Source organism: Priestia sp. USM5 (assembly GCF_058323215.1).
In genome coordinates, this window is sequence record NZ_JBSGKN010000001.1 from 1,888,248 (window position 1) to 1,906,343 (window position 18,096).

Annotated in this window: 18 protein-coding genes and 1 other annotated feature; of the genes, 15 read left to right on the forward strand and 3 right to left on the reverse strand. The window is 39.3% G+C overall.

Features of this window, described 5'->3' with window-relative positions:
- The first annotated feature begins 16 nt into the window (after positions 1-16).
- The 6 genes from ACWATA_RS10350 (at position 17) to ACWATA_RS10375 (ending at position 5,070) form a co-directional block, all read left to right on the forward strand.
- Positions 17-1,198, forward strand: coding sequence for a NupC/NupG family nucleoside CNT transporter (locus ACWATA_RS10350; RefSeq protein ID WP_028412960.1), 1,182 nt, complete (start codon positions 17-19; stop codon positions 1,196-1,198).
- A gap of 148 nt (positions 1,199-1,346) precedes the next feature.
- The gene (locus tag ACWATA_RS10355; protein WP_013057473.1) at positions 1,347-1,961 is read left to right on the forward strand and encodes an AmiS/UreI family transporter; all 615 of its coding nucleotides are present in this window, start codon (positions 1,347-1,349) and stop codon (positions 1,959-1,961) included.
- A gap of 42 nt (positions 1,962-2,003) precedes the next feature.
- Positions 2,004-2,248 (forward strand) — a binding site (T-box leader).
- 67 nt (positions 2,249-2,315) lie between these two features.
- Complete coding sequence (locus tag ACWATA_RS10360; RefSeq protein WP_325077830.1) at positions 2,316-3,545, forward strand: MFS transporter; 1,230 nt, start codon at positions 2,316-2,318, stop codon at positions 3,543-3,545.
- 84 nt (positions 3,546-3,629) lie between these two features.
- Positions 3,630-4,046: a DUF4275 family protein gene (locus ACWATA_RS10365; RefSeq protein ID WP_473050215.1), complete on the forward strand. Its 417-nt coding sequence runs from the start codon at positions 3,630-3,632 to the stop codon at positions 4,044-4,046.
- Between the two features lie 268 nt (positions 4,047-4,314).
- On the forward strand, positions 4,315-4,662 hold the full coding sequence (locus tag ACWATA_RS10370) for a DUF805 domain-containing protein (protein ID WP_028412962.1): 348 nt from the start codon (positions 4,315-4,317) through the stop codon (positions 4,660-4,662).
- A gap of 51 nt (positions 4,663-4,713) precedes the next feature.
- Entirely contained in the window at positions 4,714-5,070 is a 357-nt protein-coding gene (locus ACWATA_RS10375) for a DUF805 domain-containing protein (RefSeq protein ID WP_028412963.1), read from the forward strand.
- Positions 5,071-5,353: 283 nt separating this feature from the next.
- On the opposite strand, the gene ACWATA_RS10380 is transcribed toward ACWATA_RS10375, so the two are convergent.
- Positions 5,354-6,430 carry an LLM class flavin-dependent oxidoreductase gene (locus tag ACWATA_RS10380; RefSeq protein WP_473049811.1) on the reverse strand — a complete coding sequence of 359 codons (1,077 nt, stop codon included), beginning with the start codon at positions 6,428-6,430 and terminating at the stop codon, positions 5,354-5,356.
- A gap of 320 nt (positions 6,431-6,750) precedes the next feature.
- On the opposite strand from ACWATA_RS10380, the gene ACWATA_RS10385 reads away from it, so the two are divergent.
- The 6 genes from ACWATA_RS10385 to ACWATA_RS10410 all read left to right on the forward strand — a co-directional run bounded on the left by ACWATA_RS10385 (position 6,751) and on the right by ACWATA_RS10410 (position 11,773).
- Positions 6,751-7,563 (forward strand): amino acid ABC transporter substrate-binding protein, encoded by an 813-nt coding sequence (locus tag ACWATA_RS10385; protein ID WP_421545011.1) that lies wholly within the window; start codon positions 6,751-6,753, stop codon positions 7,561-7,563.
- 153 nt (positions 7,564-7,716) lie between these two features.
- On the forward strand, positions 7,717-8,526 hold the full coding sequence (locus ACWATA_RS10390; RefSeq protein ID WP_325075324.1) for an SRA domain-containing endonuclease: 810 nt from the start codon (positions 7,717-7,719) through the stop codon (positions 8,524-8,526).
- A gap of 180 nt (positions 8,527-8,706) precedes the next feature.
- On the forward strand, positions 8,707-9,618 hold the full coding sequence (locus ACWATA_RS10395; protein ID WP_257042432.1) for an NAD(P)/FAD-dependent oxidoreductase: 912 nt from the start codon (positions 8,707-8,709) through the stop codon (positions 9,616-9,618).
- A 114-nt stretch (positions 9,619-9,732) separates the two neighbouring features.
- Complete coding sequence (locus ACWATA_RS10400; RefSeq protein ID WP_028412968.1) at positions 9,733-10,011, forward strand: hypothetical protein; 279 nt, start codon at positions 9,733-9,735, stop codon at positions 10,009-10,011.
- 252 nt (positions 10,012-10,263) lie between these two features.
- Complete coding sequence (locus ACWATA_RS10405) at positions 10,264-11,265, forward strand: DUF3231 family protein (RefSeq protein WP_473049812.1); 1,002 nt, start codon at positions 10,264-10,266, stop codon at positions 11,263-11,265.
- A 160-nt stretch (positions 11,266-11,425) separates the two neighbouring features.
- The gene (locus ACWATA_RS10410) at positions 11,426-11,773 is read left to right on the forward strand and encodes a DUF805 domain-containing protein (RefSeq protein ID WP_367078079.1); all 348 of its coding nucleotides are present in this window, start codon (positions 11,426-11,428) and stop codon (positions 11,771-11,773) included.
- Positions 11,774-11,805: 32 nt separating this feature from the next.
- Here the strand turns inward: ACWATA_RS10410 and ACWATA_RS10415 are convergent, their stop codons facing one another.
- On the reverse strand, positions 11,806-12,990 hold the full coding sequence (locus ACWATA_RS10415) for an iron-containing alcohol dehydrogenase (protein ID WP_473049813.1): 1,185 nt from the start codon (positions 12,988-12,990) through the stop codon (positions 11,806-11,808).
- Between the two features lie 54 nt (positions 12,991-13,044).
- Positions 13,045-13,893, reverse strand: a complete 849-nt coding sequence (gene ahlS / locus ACWATA_RS10420) for an AhlS family quorum-quenching N-acyl homoserine lactonase (RefSeq protein ID WP_098999503.1) — start codon at positions 13,891-13,893, stop codon at positions 13,045-13,047.
- A 321-nt stretch (positions 13,894-14,214) separates the two neighbouring features.
- On the opposite strand from ahlS, the gene ACWATA_RS10425 reads away from it, so the two are divergent.
- The 3 genes from ACWATA_RS10425 to ACWATA_RS10435 all read left to right on the forward strand — a co-directional run bounded on the left by ACWATA_RS10425 (position 14,215) and on the right by ACWATA_RS10435 (position 18,092).
- Positions 14,215-15,603, forward strand: a complete 1,389-nt coding sequence (locus ACWATA_RS10425) for a sigma-54 interaction domain-containing protein (protein WP_098999504.1) — start codon at positions 14,215-14,217, stop codon at positions 15,601-15,603.
- Entirely contained in the window at positions 15,600-16,697 is a 1,098-nt protein-coding gene (locus ACWATA_RS10430) for a sugar diacid recognition domain-containing protein (protein ID WP_473049814.1), read from the forward strand. Before ACWATA_RS10425 ends, ACWATA_RS10430 begins: the two co-directional genes overlap by 4 nt.
- 126 nt (positions 16,698-16,823) lie before the next feature.
- Positions 16,824-18,092, forward strand: a complete 1,269-nt coding sequence (locus ACWATA_RS10435) for a GntP family permease (RefSeq protein ID WP_047750704.1) — start codon at positions 16,824-16,826, stop codon at positions 18,090-18,092.
- The last annotated feature ends 4 nt before the right edge of the window (positions 18,093-18,096 follow it).

Consider the following 18,096-nt stretch of genomic DNA (forward strand, 5'->3'; position numbering starts at 1 on the left):
AGCAGTGGAGGATACTATGAAATATTTAATTGGCATCTTAGGATTACTCGTTGTCTTTGGATTAGCGTATCTTGCAAGTAATAACCGTAAAGAAATCAAATATAGACCAATCGTTATTATGGTTGTGATTCAGCTTCTTTTATCAGCTTTACTTCTAAACACGAAGTTTGGCTTGATTATTATTAATGCGATTGCCAGCGTTTTTGGAAAGCTGCTTTCATACGCAAATGAAGGCGTAGAGTTCGTATTTGGCGGAATCGCGAATAAAGGATCAATGCCGTTTTTCTTAAACGTGCTGCTTCCAATCGTTTTTATCTCTGTCTTAATCGGGATTTTACAGCACTTTAAAATTCTTCCTTTCATTATGAAATGGATTGGGTTGGTTCTCAGTAAGATTAACGGAATGGGAAAATTAGAGTCTTATAACGCAGTAGCTTCTGCCATTGTAGGTCAGTCAGAAGTATTTATTACCGTTAAAAAGCAATTAGACAAACTGCCGCCAAACCGTTTATATACGCTTTGTGCATCAGCTATGTCGACTGTTTCAATGTCCATTGTTGGTGCTTATATGACAATGATTGAACCAAAATACGTAGTAACAGCAATTGTGATTAACTTATTTGGCGGATTTATTATTTCTTCTATCATTAACCCTTACACAGTAACGGATCAAGAAGATATTTTAGAGGTACAAACAGGTCATAAGCAAACGTTCTTCGAAATGCTTGGCGAATATATTATGGACGGATTTAAAGTAGCGATTATCGTAGGTGCGATGCTGATTGGTTTCGTTGCGCTGATGGCTGCGATTGATAATGTGTTTGAAATGCTGTTTGGTCTGTCGTTCCAGCACCTGCTTGGCTATGTGTTTGCACCGTTCGCATTTATCATGGGTGTTCCTGCTTCAGAAGTAGTAGCAGCTGGCGGAATTATGGCAACAAAACTTGTAACAAATGAATTTGTGGCAATGATGAGTCTTTCAGATATGGCTTCAACATTCAGTGCTAAAACGCTTGGAATTGTATCCGTATTCTTAGTATCATTTGCTAACTTCTCATCAATTGGAATCGTGTCAGGAGCGGTTAAAGGCTTAAGTGAAAAGCAAGGAAATACAGTAGCGCGCTTTGGTCTTCGTTTACTGTACGGAGCTACGCTTGTAAGCGTACTGTCAGCGATTGTTGTCAGCTTCATTTTATAAATGTAATAGAAACAGAAAGAAAAGCAGTTTCCTTTTCAAAAGGAAGTGCTTTTTCTTTTTTACATGTAAACCGTAACTCCGCACATCCTAAAGAAAAACATCGACACAGAGGAGGACAAGAAAAGCTGGGGGCTTTTCTTACTGAAAAATGGATCAAATTGGACTATTGCTGTCAGGAGCAGCTTTATTTTTAAACGGACTCATGCTGCTTGGAAAAGCAGATGAAAAAAACGTAGGCGTATTTAACTTATTTGTTGGAGCTTTTCAAGTTATTGTTCCGTTTTATTTAATTATTACGTCAGACCAAAGCAACTGGATTTTATATGAAAGAACGGCAATCTTTTTATTTGGCCTTACGTATTTATATGTAGGCGTGACGGTATTAAAAGGAATGCAGGGAACGGGGCTGGGCTACTATTCACTTTGGGTATCGATTATCGCTTTAGTGTACGTGACGGTTTCTCTTGTTCACTATCATGACGTCGTAAACGCCATTACATGGATTCTTTGGTCGTTTTTATGGTTTTTATTTTATGTGCTTAATACGAGCAAAAAAGATGTATCTGCATATGTAGGGAAAGTGGCGATTGTACAGTCGTGGGTTACCTTAACAATTCCAGCGCTGTTTTCGCTAACGGGCGTATGGGGAAATAAAGATATGTACAATATGTGGGGAATCGTGCTGGTAGCTTCCATCATTTATTTTGTATACGTAGGATACCGACTATTCTTTTCTCAGCCGAAAAAAATGATTTTGAAATAAAGTATTTACAAAAAATAGATAATAATGGTAAGGTGTTAGAAATTAAATGCCGTGAAGAGAAAAGTAGACAGCGCGTATTCTTAGCAGAGAGCTCCGGAAGCTGAAAAGGAGCAAGAAAAACGCTGTTGAAGCAAGCCTCTGAGCAGCGCATTGGATCTAACGTGATAGTGCGACGGCTGCTTCCGTTACAAAGCTAGAGTATAAGCGAGAGCCGTACTCGACAAGGTTTATATGGCGACATATGAACAAACTAGGGTGGCACCGCGATTCATAATCTCGCCCCTAAGACACATGTCTTGGGGGTGGGATTTTTTTATTGACAAAAATCAATAGTGAAGCGGAGGCCTTTCTTTTATGAAAAGTAAGCTGTTGTCTTGGAAATACCCGTGTTTATTGCTGTTTGGAATTGGCACTAGCAATATCGGCGACTGGATTTATTTGATCGCTTTAAATGTCATGATGCTTGATATGACGAATTCGCCGCTTGCGATTTCAGGGCTATACATGATAAAGCCGCTTGCTGCGCTATGTACAAATATATGGTCTGGAAGCTTAATTGACCGCATGAACAAACGGAAGCTTATGATGTTTTTAGATTGGATGCGCGCCGGGGTCATTGCTTGCCTTCCGCTCTTCTCATCCATACTGATCATTTATGTGCTGGTATTTATCATCAGTATGGCAAGTTCGATGTTTCGTCCGGTATCGATGGTCTATATTACAAAGCTTATTCCAACTGAAAAGCGAAAAAGATTTAATTCGCTGCGCAGTTTGATTGACTCAGGAGGCTTTCTTCTTGGTCCGGCCGCAGCAGGTGCGTTATTTATGGTTGGAACGCCCGCGTTTGCTATCTATGCCAATGCTGCAGCGCTCGTGTTGTCAGGAATGGTTACTTTATTAATGCCTAACTTAGATATAAAAACAAAAACTAAAGAAAATAAACTCTCTGTAAACACCATTCGAGAAGATTGGAAAGCGGTGTTTCGTTTCAGTAGAGCCAACAGATACATTATCACCATTTATGTATTGTTCAGTTTCTTAATGGTCATGGCCACGGCAATTGATTCTCTTGAAGTTTCATTTGCAACAAGAGTCATTCATTTATCCGAAAGCGAATACGGATTTTTAGTAAGCGTAGCAGGTGCTGGCATTATGATTGGCGCAGTTGTGAATACACTGTTTGCTCAGAAGCTGTCGACGAACTTTCTCATAGGCGCCGGCAGTGTAGGAGTATCGCTTGGCTATTTGCTGTATGCGTGTTCGTCTTCTTTTCAAACTATTGGAGCGGGATTTTTTAGCTTATCCTTTGCGTTAGCTTTTGCAAGTGCTGGTTTTCAAACCTTTTATCAAAACAGCATTCCCGTTGACATGATGGGGAGAGTAGGAAGTATCTATGGACTGCTTGAGTCACTGCTAATTATTATGATGACCTTCCTATGCGGAATGGCTGCACACATTGTTTCAATTCAAGGAGCTGTAATTGGTGGAAGCCTGGTTATGCTTTTAAGTACGGTTGTACTGTTTTTGTGCACGTTAAAGCCGGCGTTTTATAAAATAAGTTTAGTCAAAAAACAAGGAATCTAACGCATAGGTACTAATGGACAAATAAGCTAAGAAGCCGATAAAAAGAAATGAATACAGAATAAAGGATGAGAAAGCATAGTGAAAATGAAAGATGCGTTAAAGAAAAAAGGAATGTTTGTTAAAAAATTACCGAATCAAGGTGAGCTCTTCCGAAAGCAGTGGGAACATGAATTTGCAGATGCTTTAAGCGCATCGCAAAAAAAGAAAATTTATATGGATCAGTTTCTGTGGCATGCGTTTAGCTATGAAAAGCTTCCTTGCTTGCAAGAGGAACAAGCGGTTCAAGCGTTTGAGAACCAAGTTAAGAACGACTGTTATTTGCTGTTTGAGCATGATGAACGAGTGCTGCAGCTATCTAAATGTAAGCATCTAACAAGCGCTGATTTAAGTGAAAATACAAACATGTATTTAGAAGATTTATATGTCGTAGATAAAGACTTTACATGGACTTATGTGATTACTCATGAAAGCTCATGTGGACCTTACTTTTACCGCACGTAAGTAAAGATAGAGCCTGCCGATTAATACGGCAGGATTTTTGTTATAAAAAAACATTTTATAAATTAAAAGTAATTATAGTAATTAAATGGTTTTTTAACTGAATTTATTGGGTATTTATTACTAACTATTATCCATCTCTCTCCTATATCTATATTACCATTTGGGATTTTTTCAAAAAATAGGATATGAAATTAATTTTTTGTATGCTAAGGTAATTACTGCTAGTAAGCTTGTCTTACAAAATTCGGTTTAAAAAGGAGGTTTTTGTATGAAATGGTATTTACATGTGCTAAAAAATTATGCAACGTTTCAAGGAAGAGCAACACGTAAAGAGTATTGGATGTTTGTCTTATTTAATTTTATTATATGGTGTGTGCTTTCAGCTATTGAACTTATAACAGATATGCCTCCGTTTTTGCGTATAGTTTATCTTGTTGCAGTCTTCATTCCATCCCTTGCTGTGACGGCACGTCGACTGCATGACATAGGAAGAAGCGGGTGGTGGCAGCTCATTACTATTATTCCGATTGCGGGAAGTATTTGTCTATTAATTCTTCTTTGTCTACGGAGTGAGTCGCAGTTAAACCGGTTTGATGTACCTAATAAAGTTGCGTAGGACTTAAACGGTTAGGTAGTTTAATTTAATAAACAAAGAGAGGGTTTAAAAATGTACTGGTATATAAAAGCGTTAAAAAATTATGCGACGTTTCGAGGAAGAGCAACGCGTACGGAGTATTGGATGTTTACATTATTTGCTTATATCTTTATGATCATTCCATATATCTTGGTTTTTATCGATTCACTTGCAGTATTTGGAGTTATTTTAGTATTACTTTACGGAGCAGCAATGATTCTGCCTTCACTTGCCGTTACTGTTCGCCGACTTCATGATACAGGAAGAAGCGGCTGGTGGTATTTAATTAACTTTGTTCCAGTTATTGGAGGCATTTGGCTGCTCATCTTACTTTGTCAAAGAAGCGAAGTAACAGCCAATATTTACGATACAGACACGCAGGCGTCTTAACCAGAGTAGTTTATTAGTTTAAAAAGTTAGTAAACTAAACGTGCGAATTGTATCTAAATTAAAAAGAGGTTGGGACAAAAGTAATTTAGTTGAAGGGAAATCCGAACTAATTAAGATTCTTGATGGAGAATCCAATTAGTTCGGATTTTTTCATAGCGTGATTGTGAACGTGAATTTTATGTGTATAGGTTCTTCTAGCGCCGCCCGCGGAAAGCGAAGCCTTGCACGGAAATCAACGGCGGTGTCATAAGCGGTTCAGCTCATGTATCTGATTTGTTCGTCTTTAGATTGGATTGATTTCATTATGTCTCAATCTCTTTTTTTCATTTTCCCATACGCTGCTGGGAATTTCTTTTCGAAGAACAGGTGCAATATCACTTGCGAAGCGCTCTAGCTGTTCGCGCTGTTCTGCTTCGCTTAGACCGTCTACGCTGATGCTCAGCACTTCGTTTCCATAAGCATGGTGATAGTCTATTATTTTTTCAATGATTTGCTCCGGGCTTCCTACTAAAGCAGGACCGTGTTGAACGATATCTTCTAGTGACGTGAACGGCGATTGATTATGTTTCGCTGCCTCTGTATTGCTAAACGCGTTATAGTACGGGCGATAGCGGCGAATCGCTTCTTCCGTTGTATTAGAAATATATAGGCTGCTTGCCCCTGAACCGACGATGGCTTTGCGTGGGTCATGGCCATAATAAGCAAAACGTTCGCGGTAATGTTCAATCAGCGCTTTATATTTAGCCTGAGGGTGAAAAGAATTGGATGAAAATAGAGGCTCTCCGTATTTAGCCGCAAGTTCTGTAGACAGCGGGCTTGACGCGCTTCCATGCCAAACGGGAATAGAAAGCTGAAACGGTCGAGGCTGAGTCGTAACGTTAGTTAAAGGCGGACGATAACGGCCGCTCCACGTGACATTTTCTTCTGTCCAAAGCTGTTTCAAAAGAGTATATCTTTCAGCAAGAGACTCCCATTGTTCTTCTTCTGTAATGCCAAAAAGCGGATAATGACGCGGGTCATTGCCTTTTCCGATAATCAGTTCAAGCCGTCCACCCGACAGGTGATCAAGCGTTGCGTAATCTTCAGCTACTCGTACAGGATCTAAAATGCTTAGAACGGTAACGGTAGTAAGAAGACGAATGTGTGACGTTTTAGCAGCGATTGCACTTAAAACAACGGGAGGAGAAGAAGACAAAAAAGGAGCTCCGTGTCTTTCGCCGACTCCGTAAGCATCAAAACCTAATTTTTCGGCAAGCACTGCTTGATTTAACACATGCTGAAATTTTTCTTGAGCAGTTAATGTTTCTCCAGTAACCGGGTTCGGGATATTTTGAATAAGACTAAATAAAGCAAATTTCATACGTTTTACCTCCAAAAGATAAAATGCTGGACGACAATAAAAAAAGCAAACGTACACATATTGTCGTGTCCATTTGCCTCCAGTTGACTGGTAGATATGTAGTTTTATTGTTTTATTAGTTGTATCTTAAGCGGTAGACACTGAGCTGTCAAGATAATCTTTTTTCTAAAACATACTTGATTTATCGGTTAACTAGTATTATGATGTGAATAATCTTACACGAAGTAAGCCCACTGGTTAACCAGAGGCTCTTGATGAAGCAGATGCTTTATCAAGAGCCTCTTTTTATTACATAATAGAGGGATTCAGGGGAGGAACGTATGAAAAAATATTGGCTGTTTTTACTTTCAATTGTAGTAGCTTTGAGCGTGGCAGGATGCGGAACAAACGCATCTTCAAGTGCAGGAGAAAAGAAAGAAAAAGATGTTCAAACGATTGTTGTTGGAACAGGCACTCAGTTTCCTAACATTTGCTTTATTGATGATAAAGGCAAACTGACCGGTTATGATGTAGAAGTAGTAAGAGCGATCGACAAAGAGTTAAAGGATTATAAATTTGAATTTAAAACAATGGAATTTTCAAATCTGCTTCTTAGTTTAGAAAGCAATAAAATTGATATGATTGCTCATAACATGGCTCAGAACGCTGAGCGAAAGAAAAAGTTTTTATTTAATGATGAAACATATAATTATTCTCCGCTTTATGTAACAGTTCCTAAAACTCGAAATGATATTCATTCATTAAAAGATTTAGAAGGTAAAAAAATGATTGTAGGAGCTACAAGCAATGCGGCTGTCTATCTAGACAAATATAATAAAAAACACGGTAATAAAATCGATGTAGTTTACGCTGGTCAAGGTGCGGATGATGCTACTACTCAATTAAAAACAGGCCGGGCAGATGCTACGCTTGCGACGCCATTTTCCATCGATTTTAGCAATCAGGCGCTAAAATTTCAGCAAAAAACGGTTGGAGATATTGTGATTAATTCAAAAGTGTATTTTATGTTTAACAAAAAGGACGAAAAGTTAAAGTCAGAAGTTGACCAAGCGATTAAAAAGCTGAAAAAAGACGGGACGTTAAAAAAACTCAGCACAAAATGGCTAGGAGAAGACTACACGGTGCAAAATTGACTATAGCAAAAAAAAGCAGCTGTCCATACAGCTGCTTTTTTTGCATGATATAAATCCAATAGATAGAAGAAACGATCTGCAAAGAAAACAAAAATTAGTGTATAGTAGAGCTATAAGTACTATAAAAGCAGGACCGCAGTAGGAGGCCATTCATTGATTACGGATTTACAGCGCGGAGATTTCTTTCAAAAAGGACATCGTTATCGCAGAAAACAAATTCATAAGCTTTATAAAGGACAGGAACAAAGCGAAATATCAACGCCAAAAGCGCATCCATATATTTTTATTTTCACAAAAGAAAGCGGAAGTGAATACGGAACGGGACACGGATGGAATAAAGATAAAACCGCTTTTTTCTACACGGGAGAAGGCCAAAGAGGATCGATGCAGCTCATTAAAGGCAATAAAGCGCTTCGTGAACATTTTTTATCAGGAAAAGCCGTTTATTTGTTTCACTACGTTGAGCCGGGAGTGGTCGAGTTTGTTGATGAAGTGACGTATATCAATCATCAATTAGAAATTATGTGGGACTCAGACGGAGAGCTGCGTGAAGCCATTATTTTTGAACTTGAACGAAATTTCGTGATTGAGGAAAAAGCAGCACAGCTGGATGTTTCAGCTTATTCAACTGAACAGCTTCGTTATATGGCGCTAGGGAAAGAAAAAAAGACAAGTGTTTATGAACAAATGACAGCTCTTAAACAATATGTTCACAAACGCGCAGCGGGTATTTGTGAAGCCTGCGGAGAAAGCGCGCCGTTTATCGCAAAAGATGGAAGCTCCTTTTTGCAAATGTACTATCTTTCAAAGCTATCAAAGAGCGGACTCGCTAAACCAAAGGACGCTGCGGCACTATGTCCCAACTGTCATAGTCGTCTACGCTACGGGAAAGATAGTGAAGTATATAAAGAAGATTTGATTACTAAAATTAATGAAAAAGAAGCAGGAAAGAAAAATGAGTAATATCGTCTTTTTCATTTTATAAAAAACCGTCTCTAGGCAGGGTAGCTGCCGAGGCGGTTTTTTGTATGTAGAATGACTTCAAAAAATAAAGACAATAAAGCGTATAAAAATAATACAAAAACAGATAATGAGAAACTGAAGCTTTCGTTTAGAAAATAATAAAAGCTGGGGTGATGTGCTGTGGCAGACAAGTATGACTGCGTCATTATAGGTGGAGGAATTGCAGGACTTCAAGCCGCTATTCAGCTTGGAAGATATAAGCGCAGTGTATTGGTTATTGATTCAAACGATGGACGTTCCAATCTCTGCAAAAATTATCAAAATATATTGGGATGGCCTGAGGGAATAAGCGGGCAAACTCTAAGAGAAACGGGAAGGCAGCAAGCAACAAGCTACGGCATTCAATTTACAGAAGATCGTGTCATACAGTGTCAAAAAGAAATAGAAGGGTTTAACGTCATCACAAAATCTGCTCACTACGAAGCAGCTACTTTATTGTTTGCGACCGGAGTCGTAGACCGGATTCCTTCTGAACTTCAGCAAGAGCTATATCACTGTATGGGAACAACCGTATATGTATGTCCCGACTGCGACGGATATGAAGTAAATAATAGAAGGGTATTAGTACTAGGGTCAGGAAAAGCAGGAGCCAGTTTATCTCTTACGTTAACATATTGGACAAATGACATTACGTACATTAATCATGACAAAAAAGAAATTGGACCTTTAGCAGATACCTTGATGCAAAAGGGAATTACCTATAAAGAAGCGGCAATAAAAAAAGTCATAGCTGAAGCAGAAATGTTAAAAGGCGTCATCCTCGAAAACAATGAATTTATTTATGGAGAAAGAGGTTTTTTAGCGTTCGGAGGAAATAAAGTTCGAACAGAGTTAGCGCATGAGCTCGGAGCAGAACTCCTAGAAAATCAGCACATTATCGTAAATCCGCGTACAAAAGAAACAAATGTTTCAAACGTGTGGGCAGCAGGAGACATTGTGGCTCATTCTGAACAAGTTACGGTAGCGATGGGAGAAGGTTTACAAGCTGCTATTTGGATACACAAACGCTTGTTAGAGCTTTATGAAAAATAATTGTTTTTTTATAAAAAAGTTAAGATTGCATGTTTTGTTTCCTTTTTGTTAGGGAACTGGAAATAAAAGAGAGATAAAACATGATTAAAAATGAGGAGAAGGAGTGGCAAAAAAGTGGTATATAGTCAAGCAGTAAGAAAACCTGAGTTTCAACAAGCGGAATCGGAAGGGTTAAATGAAGCCATTCACGAGTACATAACTCGTCGTACGCGTCACAATGCACCGGTTGTGGATGCGCTTCGATATATTATGACCATTGAACATAAACACGAACGTATGCAGGTAGCAGCAGAACTGTTCGGAACAGCTATCCAGCGTGTAAAAGATCAAGATATTATTCAATATCTAAAAAAGTGCGGAAGTTACAAAAGAATTTCTGATACGACGGAATAAAACCGTTTTCTTTGAAAAAGCGCCTTGAATGGAAAGGGGCTTTTTTTGTTTCCTCCATTTAAAAGCAAGGGGAAATACATAGAATTCTTCCAGTTTGCGCATAGTAAATGAAGCAGAATTAATTGAGGAAGAGACAGAGTTTTGTATCTGATTACGTGAATGAACGTTAAAGTAGAATACAATCTTCACTTGTACAGATGCCGACTTTTGAATAAATAGAGCTCTATGTATCCCTAGCAGGAGGTTTAGTGTATGAGTCAAGAAATACCCTTAAGTTCAAGTGAAATTGCTACTCTTTGGATGACCTATCAGCAAAAGACAATGATCCGAAGAATTTTAGAATATTTTATTGCGCACGCAGAAGATGACGGGGCAAAAGAAATTATGCAAGATACGTATACCCAAGTGGTGAACTACATTGAAGATATCAAAAAAATTTTACAGAATGAAGGGGCAGCCATACCGGTAGGATACACAGAAAAAGACGTAAATGTCGATGTTCCTAAGCTTTATGATAAGATGTTTGATATTATGTTTCTTCGCCTTTTAAAAGAAATTAGCATGGGGCTACATACGCTTCATTTAACCATGTCCTACAGAAAAGACATGATTTCACTATATAAAGAGCTTACCGCTTTCACGCAAAGTGGCTATGACAAATGTGTAGATTATCTTCAGGAAAAAAACGTGCTTCCAAGACCTCCAGCTGTTTCAGTACCTAAAACAGTGAAGTTTGCCGAAGGCACAGATTACATGAATGGAATCCATTTGTTTTCGAGTAAACGTGCATTAAATACTGTAGAGGTAGCACATATTTATTATGCAATTGAAAGCAACGTTCTTGGCATGCAAATGATTACAGGGTTCGCTCAAGTAGCAAATGAACCTGAAGTGAAGAAGTACTTTGTAAAAGGAAAAGAGCTGGCTAAAAAAGTTGTAAGTGATTATAGCAAAATTCTTCTAGAGAGCGATATCCAGACGCCTGCGACGTGGGGTGCGAAAGCAACCGAGTCAAAAATAGCGCCTTTTTCAGATAAACTAATGATGTACTGCGTGAGTTTATTCTGTAGTTTCGGGCTGGGAAGCAACGCTTTGGGCACCGCGTTTAGTTTGCGTGGAGATCTTCCTCTTACACTTGTCAGTACGGCCAAAGACATTTTAACATACGGGCAAGACGGGGGAAAAATCATGGCCAAAAACGGATGGCTTGAGGAACCGCCAAGTATGGAAGACCGAAATAATTTGATTAAATAGAAAAAGCATAATATATGAAGAAAACTTCTTTTTTTAAAGAAGTTTTTTCTTTTGGATAAAAAATGTCGTTATTTGTTCATTTAACGGTTTGTTTTTTGAATAAAAAGGATATATAAACTATAAATTTACAATTATATGATAAAAAAGGAGGATGTTGTAGTTGAAATGGTACATAAAGGTGTTAAAGAATTACGGGGTATTTTCTGGTCGAGCAAGCCGAACTGAATACTGGATGTTTGTGTTAGTTAACTTTGTTATTTCATTTATTCTGTCTTTCATACAGTTCGCTATTGATAAGCCTCTTTTTCTGCCTGTAATCTACTCGTTATTGATTGCAGTCCCTTCGTTAGCGGTAGGAGCAAGAAGACTCCACGATACGGGAAAAAGCGGATGGTGGCAGCTCATTACATTGGTTCCACTCATTGGAGGTATTTGGCTAATTGTTTTATTCTGCCAGCCTAGCGATCCAAAAGAGAATCGTTTTGGTACAACGGCCAAAGCAGCATAAATAGAACTCCCCCTTATATAAGGGGGAGTTTTTCAGTGCATAGGTTCTACTATAGTTCCATCGTAAGCGGATTGGTAAATGGCTCGTATGTCTTTTTCATGAAGAGGCAAAGGACTTCGAGCAAGAATTCGTTTTTGCTCGACGCCATCTTCTGTCAGCTTTTGAAGGGCACTTTCTGGAATATCAAATCCGCGAAGAGTCTGAGGAATTCCGACGTCTTTGACAAGTGACTGCAGGTGTTTTACACACTGATAAGAAGCTTCTTCTGTGGATAAAGAAGTAGCGTTTCCACCTAGTGCTTCAAAAATATCCCGCATTTTTGTCACGCAGCTGCTGCGGATATAGCCCATAACGTATGGAAGCAGTATGGCGTTTGATTCACCGTGAGAAATATGAAACTGTCCGCCTAATGGATATGCAAGTGCATGAACACCAGCAACACCAGCGTTAAAAAAAGCGAGACCTGCTAAATAGCTTCCGTAGCTCATCTGAGTTCGTGCTTCTTTATCTTCGCCATTTTCTACAGCTGTTCTTAAAGAAGAGCTGATCATACGTATAGCCTTTAGGGCTAAGGCGTCCGTTGCTGGATTTGCATTTACCGATACATAAGCCTCAACGGCATGAGTTAATGCATCAATCCCTGTAGCTGCCGTTACTTTAGAAGGAACGCTCAGCGTAAGCTCGGGATCTACAATGGCGGCGTCCGCAAGCAAATGGTCGTGGGTCACGACGTCTTTGCTGCTTTCAAGAGATAATACAGAAATATTCGTTACTTCTGAGCCCGTGCCGGAGGTCGTAGGAATTAAAATTTTTGGAAGCCCTTTTTCCGTAATTTGTTTCGTGCCAGTTAAGTTCAAATATTCTTCTACAGCTCCGTCATGAACGGCTAAAACGGCCGTAAGTTTTGCTAAATCTAATGCGCTGCCGCCGCCAACTCCAATGACTAAATCAAATTTTCGGCTTTTTGCGTAAGATACGAGTTTTTCACCAAGCGCTAAGGGCGGCTCTGGTGCCGTATCTGCGTATACATCTACTTCGTATCCATTTTGGATAAGAGGAGCACTCACTTTATCTACAAGTCCAATGTCTTTTAACACGGGATCTGTGACGATTAAAATATGAGCAGGGTCATATTTTTTTACTTCCGGAAGCAGTTGCTGAAGTGATCCCCATCCTGTGTAGCTGAGAGGGGTGAAAACTAGTTTTGAAATGGTCATTTGTTTGCCCTCCGATTTATAGAAAATTTTTTTATATTAAGCAGCTGCTTGATTTCATTCGTAATAACCTTCAGTAGATTTGCGGAACTGCTGAAATTGATTTGCATCGTGACCAAACCAAACTTGCGAATTAGTTTCGTAGGCTAGACGGCGTATACGTTCAACCGTGTTTGCATATCCAAGAGAGTCATAGATAATACCGGGTGGTTTAACAGGAGGACCATAGCTCTCAGCTGTATAGATTGTATCGGATGCTAAGATAATGCCACCTGTTTCAGGCAAATGAACATGAAGACCAAGCATACCCCAAGCATGTCCGCTTCCAAAATTCAAGACATTAATTCCTTCTGCCAGTTTGATGGTATCTTCGTTTCGTTTAATCGTTTTCCAACGAAGGTCATTTTTTATCCAGGCGTCAATGTCAGCCCAAATGTAAGCACCTTCTTTTTGATTGCGTGCATAAGACTGAAGAGTGCCGTTTAACTCATCTTCATGAACGATAACAGTGGCGTTAGTGAACAATTCTAAGCAGCCGGCATGATCAAGATGAAGGTGGGAGGCAACAACAAATTTAATTTCTTTAGGGTCAACCCCTAATTGTTCTAATCGATTTGGTAAATAACATTCTTCTGTAGCGGAGTAAGGAAACATTTGTTGAGTTGTTTCAGTCCAACGCCCTTGTGGTCCCATTGATTCAGGGTTGCAGGCTGTATCAAACAGAATTTTCCCTTCAGGATGATCAATTAATACAGTATAAATTGGAAACTCTACAAATTCCGTAGGTGCCTGAGGGTTCTTAACAGTTGCTGGGTTATGCATTGCAAGCATCCAGTTTTTATCCATTTGCATCGAGCCGTTGTCCATCACATAAAGCTTTGGGTTAGGTTTGATAATATTACACATATAATAGCCTCCTAAACGTAGTTGGATTTTTGTTTGCGCTTTCAAAATAGCTTTATACTACATTTACCCTATATGCTGGAGAGAATAATCCTTTTTAAAATGGATAGACTCTTTCCTATTCTTTCAACATACTAAACTGCAATTTTTATGCCAGTATTTGAAAAGTAAATATTAGCGCCGTTTTCCTCGGTTCTTATAACCAAGTGCTGAAAAAATTCACCGCTTTTAGAAGGAAAAAGGCTATTGTGCATTGAATGGTTAGTGGTGAAAAGTTTCAACATATGTTGGCGGGAATTCACCATAAGAAAGGAATGCGAAACAATGACTTCTTTTAAAGGGAAAAAAGATTTGACGAACGAAACGTTACAGGCCATCATTGAATTCTCTACGGACGGAATATATGTAGTAAATAAAAAGGGAATAACGATATATGTAAATGAAGCTTATGAAAAAATCACGGGAACAAATAAACGAGACGTATTAGGAAAGCATATGCAAACCGTTATCGATGAAGGATATATTGATCAATCTGTTTCCCTACTTGTGTTAGTAGAAAAACAGCAGCGCTCTATTATGCAAACCATTTCAAGCGAAAGAGACGTTATGGTAACAGGAAATCCAGTGTTTAACAAACAAGGTGAAATAGAGCTCGTTGTGACCACTGTACAGGATATTACACAGTTAAACGCAGTTAAAAAAGAGCTGTTAAAGGTAAAAGAGTTTTCGCATATGAATGCAAATAAATACGCTGTGAAAGTGAATGGCTCGGAACAGCCCCTAGTGTTTCAAAGCAATAGGATGAACTTGGTTTATCAGCAAGCCAAACGAGTAGCTCCGTTTCCTACAAGTATTCTTCTATCAGGTCCCTCAGGATCCGGAAAAGAAGTAGTCGCTAACCTTATTCACGATTCAAGCGATAGAAACAATCAGCCATTTATTAAAGTGAACTGCGGAGCCATTCCTGAGCCGTTGCTAGAATCGGAGTTGTTCGGCTATGAAAAGGGAGCTTTTACTGGCGCTCGAACAGAAGGGAAAATAGGACTGTTAGAACTCGCTGATGGCGGAACCTTGATGCTTGATGAAATTGGTGAAATGCCGATTTCCTTGCAAGTGAAACTGCTTCGAGTGTTACAGGAAAAGCAGGTACAGAAAATTGGAGGAACTAAAACAAAAAGTATCGATATACGAATCATTTCGGCAACAAATCAACATCTAGGAGAGCTTATTAAAAAGGGGAGGTTTCGTGAAGATTTATACTACCGTTTAAAGGTAGTCGAAATCAGCCTTCCGCCTCTATCTCAACGTAAAGAGGATATCAGTTTACTGGTTGATCATTATGTTTCCTACTTTTGCAGCTTGTATTACGTCCAAAAGCGCATATCAAATAAAGCGAAGCAAGTATTAGAAGCTTACCAATGGCCAGGAAATGTAAGAGAGCTTCGAAATATGGTGGAGAATATGATTGTGTCTATTCCTGGAGAAACAATCGAAGCCCATCATTTACCTTTTCATACTTATCATGAAGATGAAAAATGTGATTATTTACCTCTAAAAAAGAAAGTGGAGCAGTTTGAACAGCGACTCGTTAAAGAGACTATTCAACATTGTCCATCACTCCGGCAGGCAGCGAAAGAATTAGGTATCGATCATTCTACTTTAATAAAGAAACTAAAAAGATGGGAATGTAAAGAAAGAGAGGAGCAGGCTTGAGATACGTAACAAAAGAATTAGCTCAGAAAATTGTGTATAGAACAATGGAGATTATTGATTGCAACATTAACGTGATGAACGAAAAAGGAGTCATTATTGGTTCTGGTGACAAAAAGCGAATGGACCAAATCCACGAAGGAGCGCTAATGGTATTAAAAAGCGGCAGTTCCTACGAAATTACTCAGCAGCAGGCTGACACGCTGCGTGGAGCCAAACCGGGCGTGAATTTGCCTATTCTCTTTAACGGGGACATTGTTGGAGTCGTGGGATTAACAGGACTGCCAGAACAGATTCGTAATTACGGAAAGCTTGTGCGTATGGCTGCTGAAATGATTTTTCAAGAAATGATTTTAATAGAGGAAATTCAGTGGGATGAACGATTAAAAGAAGAGGTGGTTCATCAGCTTTTTCAACAAGAAGAGCCGCTGGATTCCTTATTTTTTGAACGAGCGAATCGGTTTAATATTAACTTATACCTTCCAAGAATGGCACTAATTATTAAAGCTGAAAATCGCCATGAAGTTATGAAGGTTGTAAAGAAATACATAGCTAATAATGATCTATACGCTATGCTTCCAGACGGAGTGGTTCTATTAAAATCTATAGAAGACGGCAGCGCTAGCAGCTATGCTGAACAGCTGGAAAAGCAGCTTCGTGCGTCTGATTGCCTTTATAAATTATCTGCAGGATCTGTTCAAGCTGATTTTAAATGCCTTCATACATCGTATCAGCAGGCAAAAGATACGCTTTCGGTTGGTTCAAAGCTTCATCCAGAAGCTGATTTCTACTGCTATTCGGATTATCAAATTCCCGTACTGTTACGTCAACGCGCCGGTTTTCAAGAAAATCATGATCTGTTGCAATACTATGAAAAGCTTAAGGAATATGATAAGAAAAAAGAGCTTATCGAAACGTTAACGATCTACATAGAAGAAAATGGCGAAGGAAGCACGGCAGCTAAAAAGCTTTTTATTCATCGAAATACGCTAAGCTACCGTTTAGATAAAATTCAAGATATTACGGGAAAAGATCCAAGGAAAGTAAAAGACCTTCTTGAACTATATATAGCCATGCTGCTATCTAAAATTTCATAATTGTGCACGTGCATAAAAGATCTTGTGATAGCAAGGTCTTTTTTTGTTGAAATGACTAATGAAAGAATTAAAGGTAGCGCTTACAATTAGCACTGGGGATAGAAGAAATAAGAAAGGGGATGCTTTATGGACGTTCAAGTAAGCGCATTAGGCGCGATTTGTGCATTAGTAATTGCCATTATATTAATCTTAAAGAAAGTGGCTCCTGCATACGGAATGATAGCCGGAGCTTTAATAGGAGGACTGATAGGCGGAGTTAATATTGCTGATACCGTTACTTTAATGATTGAAGGAGCGCAAGGCATCATTCCTGCAGTGCTGCGGATTCTTGCAGCTGGGGTATTAGCCGGCGTATTAATAGAATCAGGTGCTGCAGCGGTTATAGCAGAAACCATTGTAAAAAAACTCGGGGAAACAAAAGCACTTTTAGCTCTAGCGCTAGCCACACTTATTCTTACGACAGTAGGCGTGTTTGTTGATGTTGCTGTGATCACAGTAGCCCCTATTGCTTTAGCTATTGCGAAACGTACGGGTATGTCAAAGCCTGCTATTTTACTAGCAATGATCGGAGGAGGAAAGGCAGGGAATTTAATGTCTCCTAATCCTAACGCCATTGCTGCTTCAGATGCATTTAATATTCCGCTTACATCCGTTATGGCCGCAGGGATTATTCCCGCTATATTCGGCGTAGCAGCTACTTATGTAGTAGCCAAACGATTAGTGAAAAAAGGAACAATGGTTCAAGCTGAAGAAATAGATACAGTGGATGCAAGCAGCTTGCCGCTGTTTTTAACAGCCATCATAGCGCCAATCGTTACCATCGTCCTGCTGGCGCTGCGTCCGCTTTTTGATATTAATGTTGATCCGATGGTTGCTCTTCCCGCAGGAGGGATTGTTGGTGCCATTGTGATGAAAAAAGGAAAACAGCTTAATACATACGCTATTTCAGGGTTAGGGAAAATGTCAGGTGTAGCCATTATGCTGCTTGGAACGGGGACATTAGCAGGAATCATTGCTAACTCTCAGCTAAAAGACGTGATCATTCAAGGCTTGTCTGCCATTGGGTTGCCTGCTTATGTTTTAGCACCGGTTTCAGGTATTTTTATGTCAGCCGCAACGGCTTCGACAACGGCAGGAACAGCAGTCGCAAGCCAAGTTTTTGGCTCGACGATTTTAGAGCTAGGCGTTTCTGCTTTAGCCGGGGCTGCTATGGTTCATGCTGGAGCAACCGTACTTGATCACCTTCCGCACGGAAGCTTTTTCCACGCAACGGGCGGAAGTGTAAATATGAAAATAAAAGAACGTTTAAAATTAATCCCTTATGAATCGCTGATTGGACTCATTATGGCAATTGTATCCACGCTTATATTTGGTGTATTAAAGCTATACGGGTAAAAAC

What these genes read in the sequence shown, in the direction of transcription:
- ACWATA_RS10350 (WP_028412960.1), top strand. Translation starts at nt 17, where the DNA reads ATGAAATATTTAATTGGCATCTTAGGATTACTCGTTGTCTTTGGATTA.
- ahlS (WP_098999503.1), bottom strand. Translation starts at nt 13,893, where the DNA reads ATGTGTAATATTATCAAACCTAACCCAAAGCTTTATGTGATGGACAAC.
- ACWATA_RS10365 (WP_473050215.1), top strand. Translation starts at nt 3,630, where the DNA reads ATGAAAGATGCGTTAAAGAAAAAAGGAATGTTTGTTAAAAAATTACCG.
- ACWATA_RS10385 (WP_421545011.1), top strand. Translation starts at nt 6,751, where the DNA reads ATGAAAAAATATTGGCTGTTTTTACTTTCAATTGTAGTAGCTTTGAGC.
- ACWATA_RS10360 (WP_325077830.1), top strand. Translation starts at nt 2,316, where the DNA reads ATGAAAAGTAAGCTGTTGTCTTGGAAATACCCGTGTTTATTGCTGTTT.
- ACWATA_RS10370 (WP_028412962.1), top strand. Translation starts at nt 4,315, where the DNA reads ATGAAATGGTATTTACATGTGCTAAAAAATTATGCAACGTTTCAAGGA.
- ACWATA_RS10375 (WP_028412963.1), top strand. Translation starts at nt 4,714, where the DNA reads ATGTACTGGTATATAAAAGCGTTAAAAAATTATGCGACGTTTCGAGGA.
- ACWATA_RS10405 (WP_473049812.1), top strand. Translation starts at nt 10,264, where the DNA reads ATGAGTCAAGAAATACCCTTAAGTTCAAGTGAAATTGCTACTCTTTGG.
- ACWATA_RS10415 (WP_473049813.1), bottom strand. Translation starts at nt 12,990, where the DNA reads ATGACCATTTCAAAACTAGTTTTCACCCCTCTCAGCTACACAGGATGG.
- ACWATA_RS10355 (WP_013057473.1), top strand. Translation starts at nt 1,347, where the DNA reads ATGGATCAAATTGGACTATTGCTGTCAGGAGCAGCTTTATTTTTAAAC.
- ACWATA_RS10425 (WP_098999504.1), top strand. Translation starts at nt 14,215, where the DNA reads ATGACTTCTTTTAAAGGGAAAAAAGATTTGACGAACGAAACGTTACAG.
- ACWATA_RS10380 (WP_473049811.1), bottom strand. Translation starts at nt 6,430, where the DNA reads ATGAAATTTGCTTTATTTAGTCTTATTCAAAATATCCCGAACCCGGTT.
- ACWATA_RS10435 (WP_047750704.1), top strand. Translation starts at nt 16,824, where the DNA reads ATGGACGTTCAAGTAAGCGCATTAGGCGCGATTTGTGCATTAGTAATT.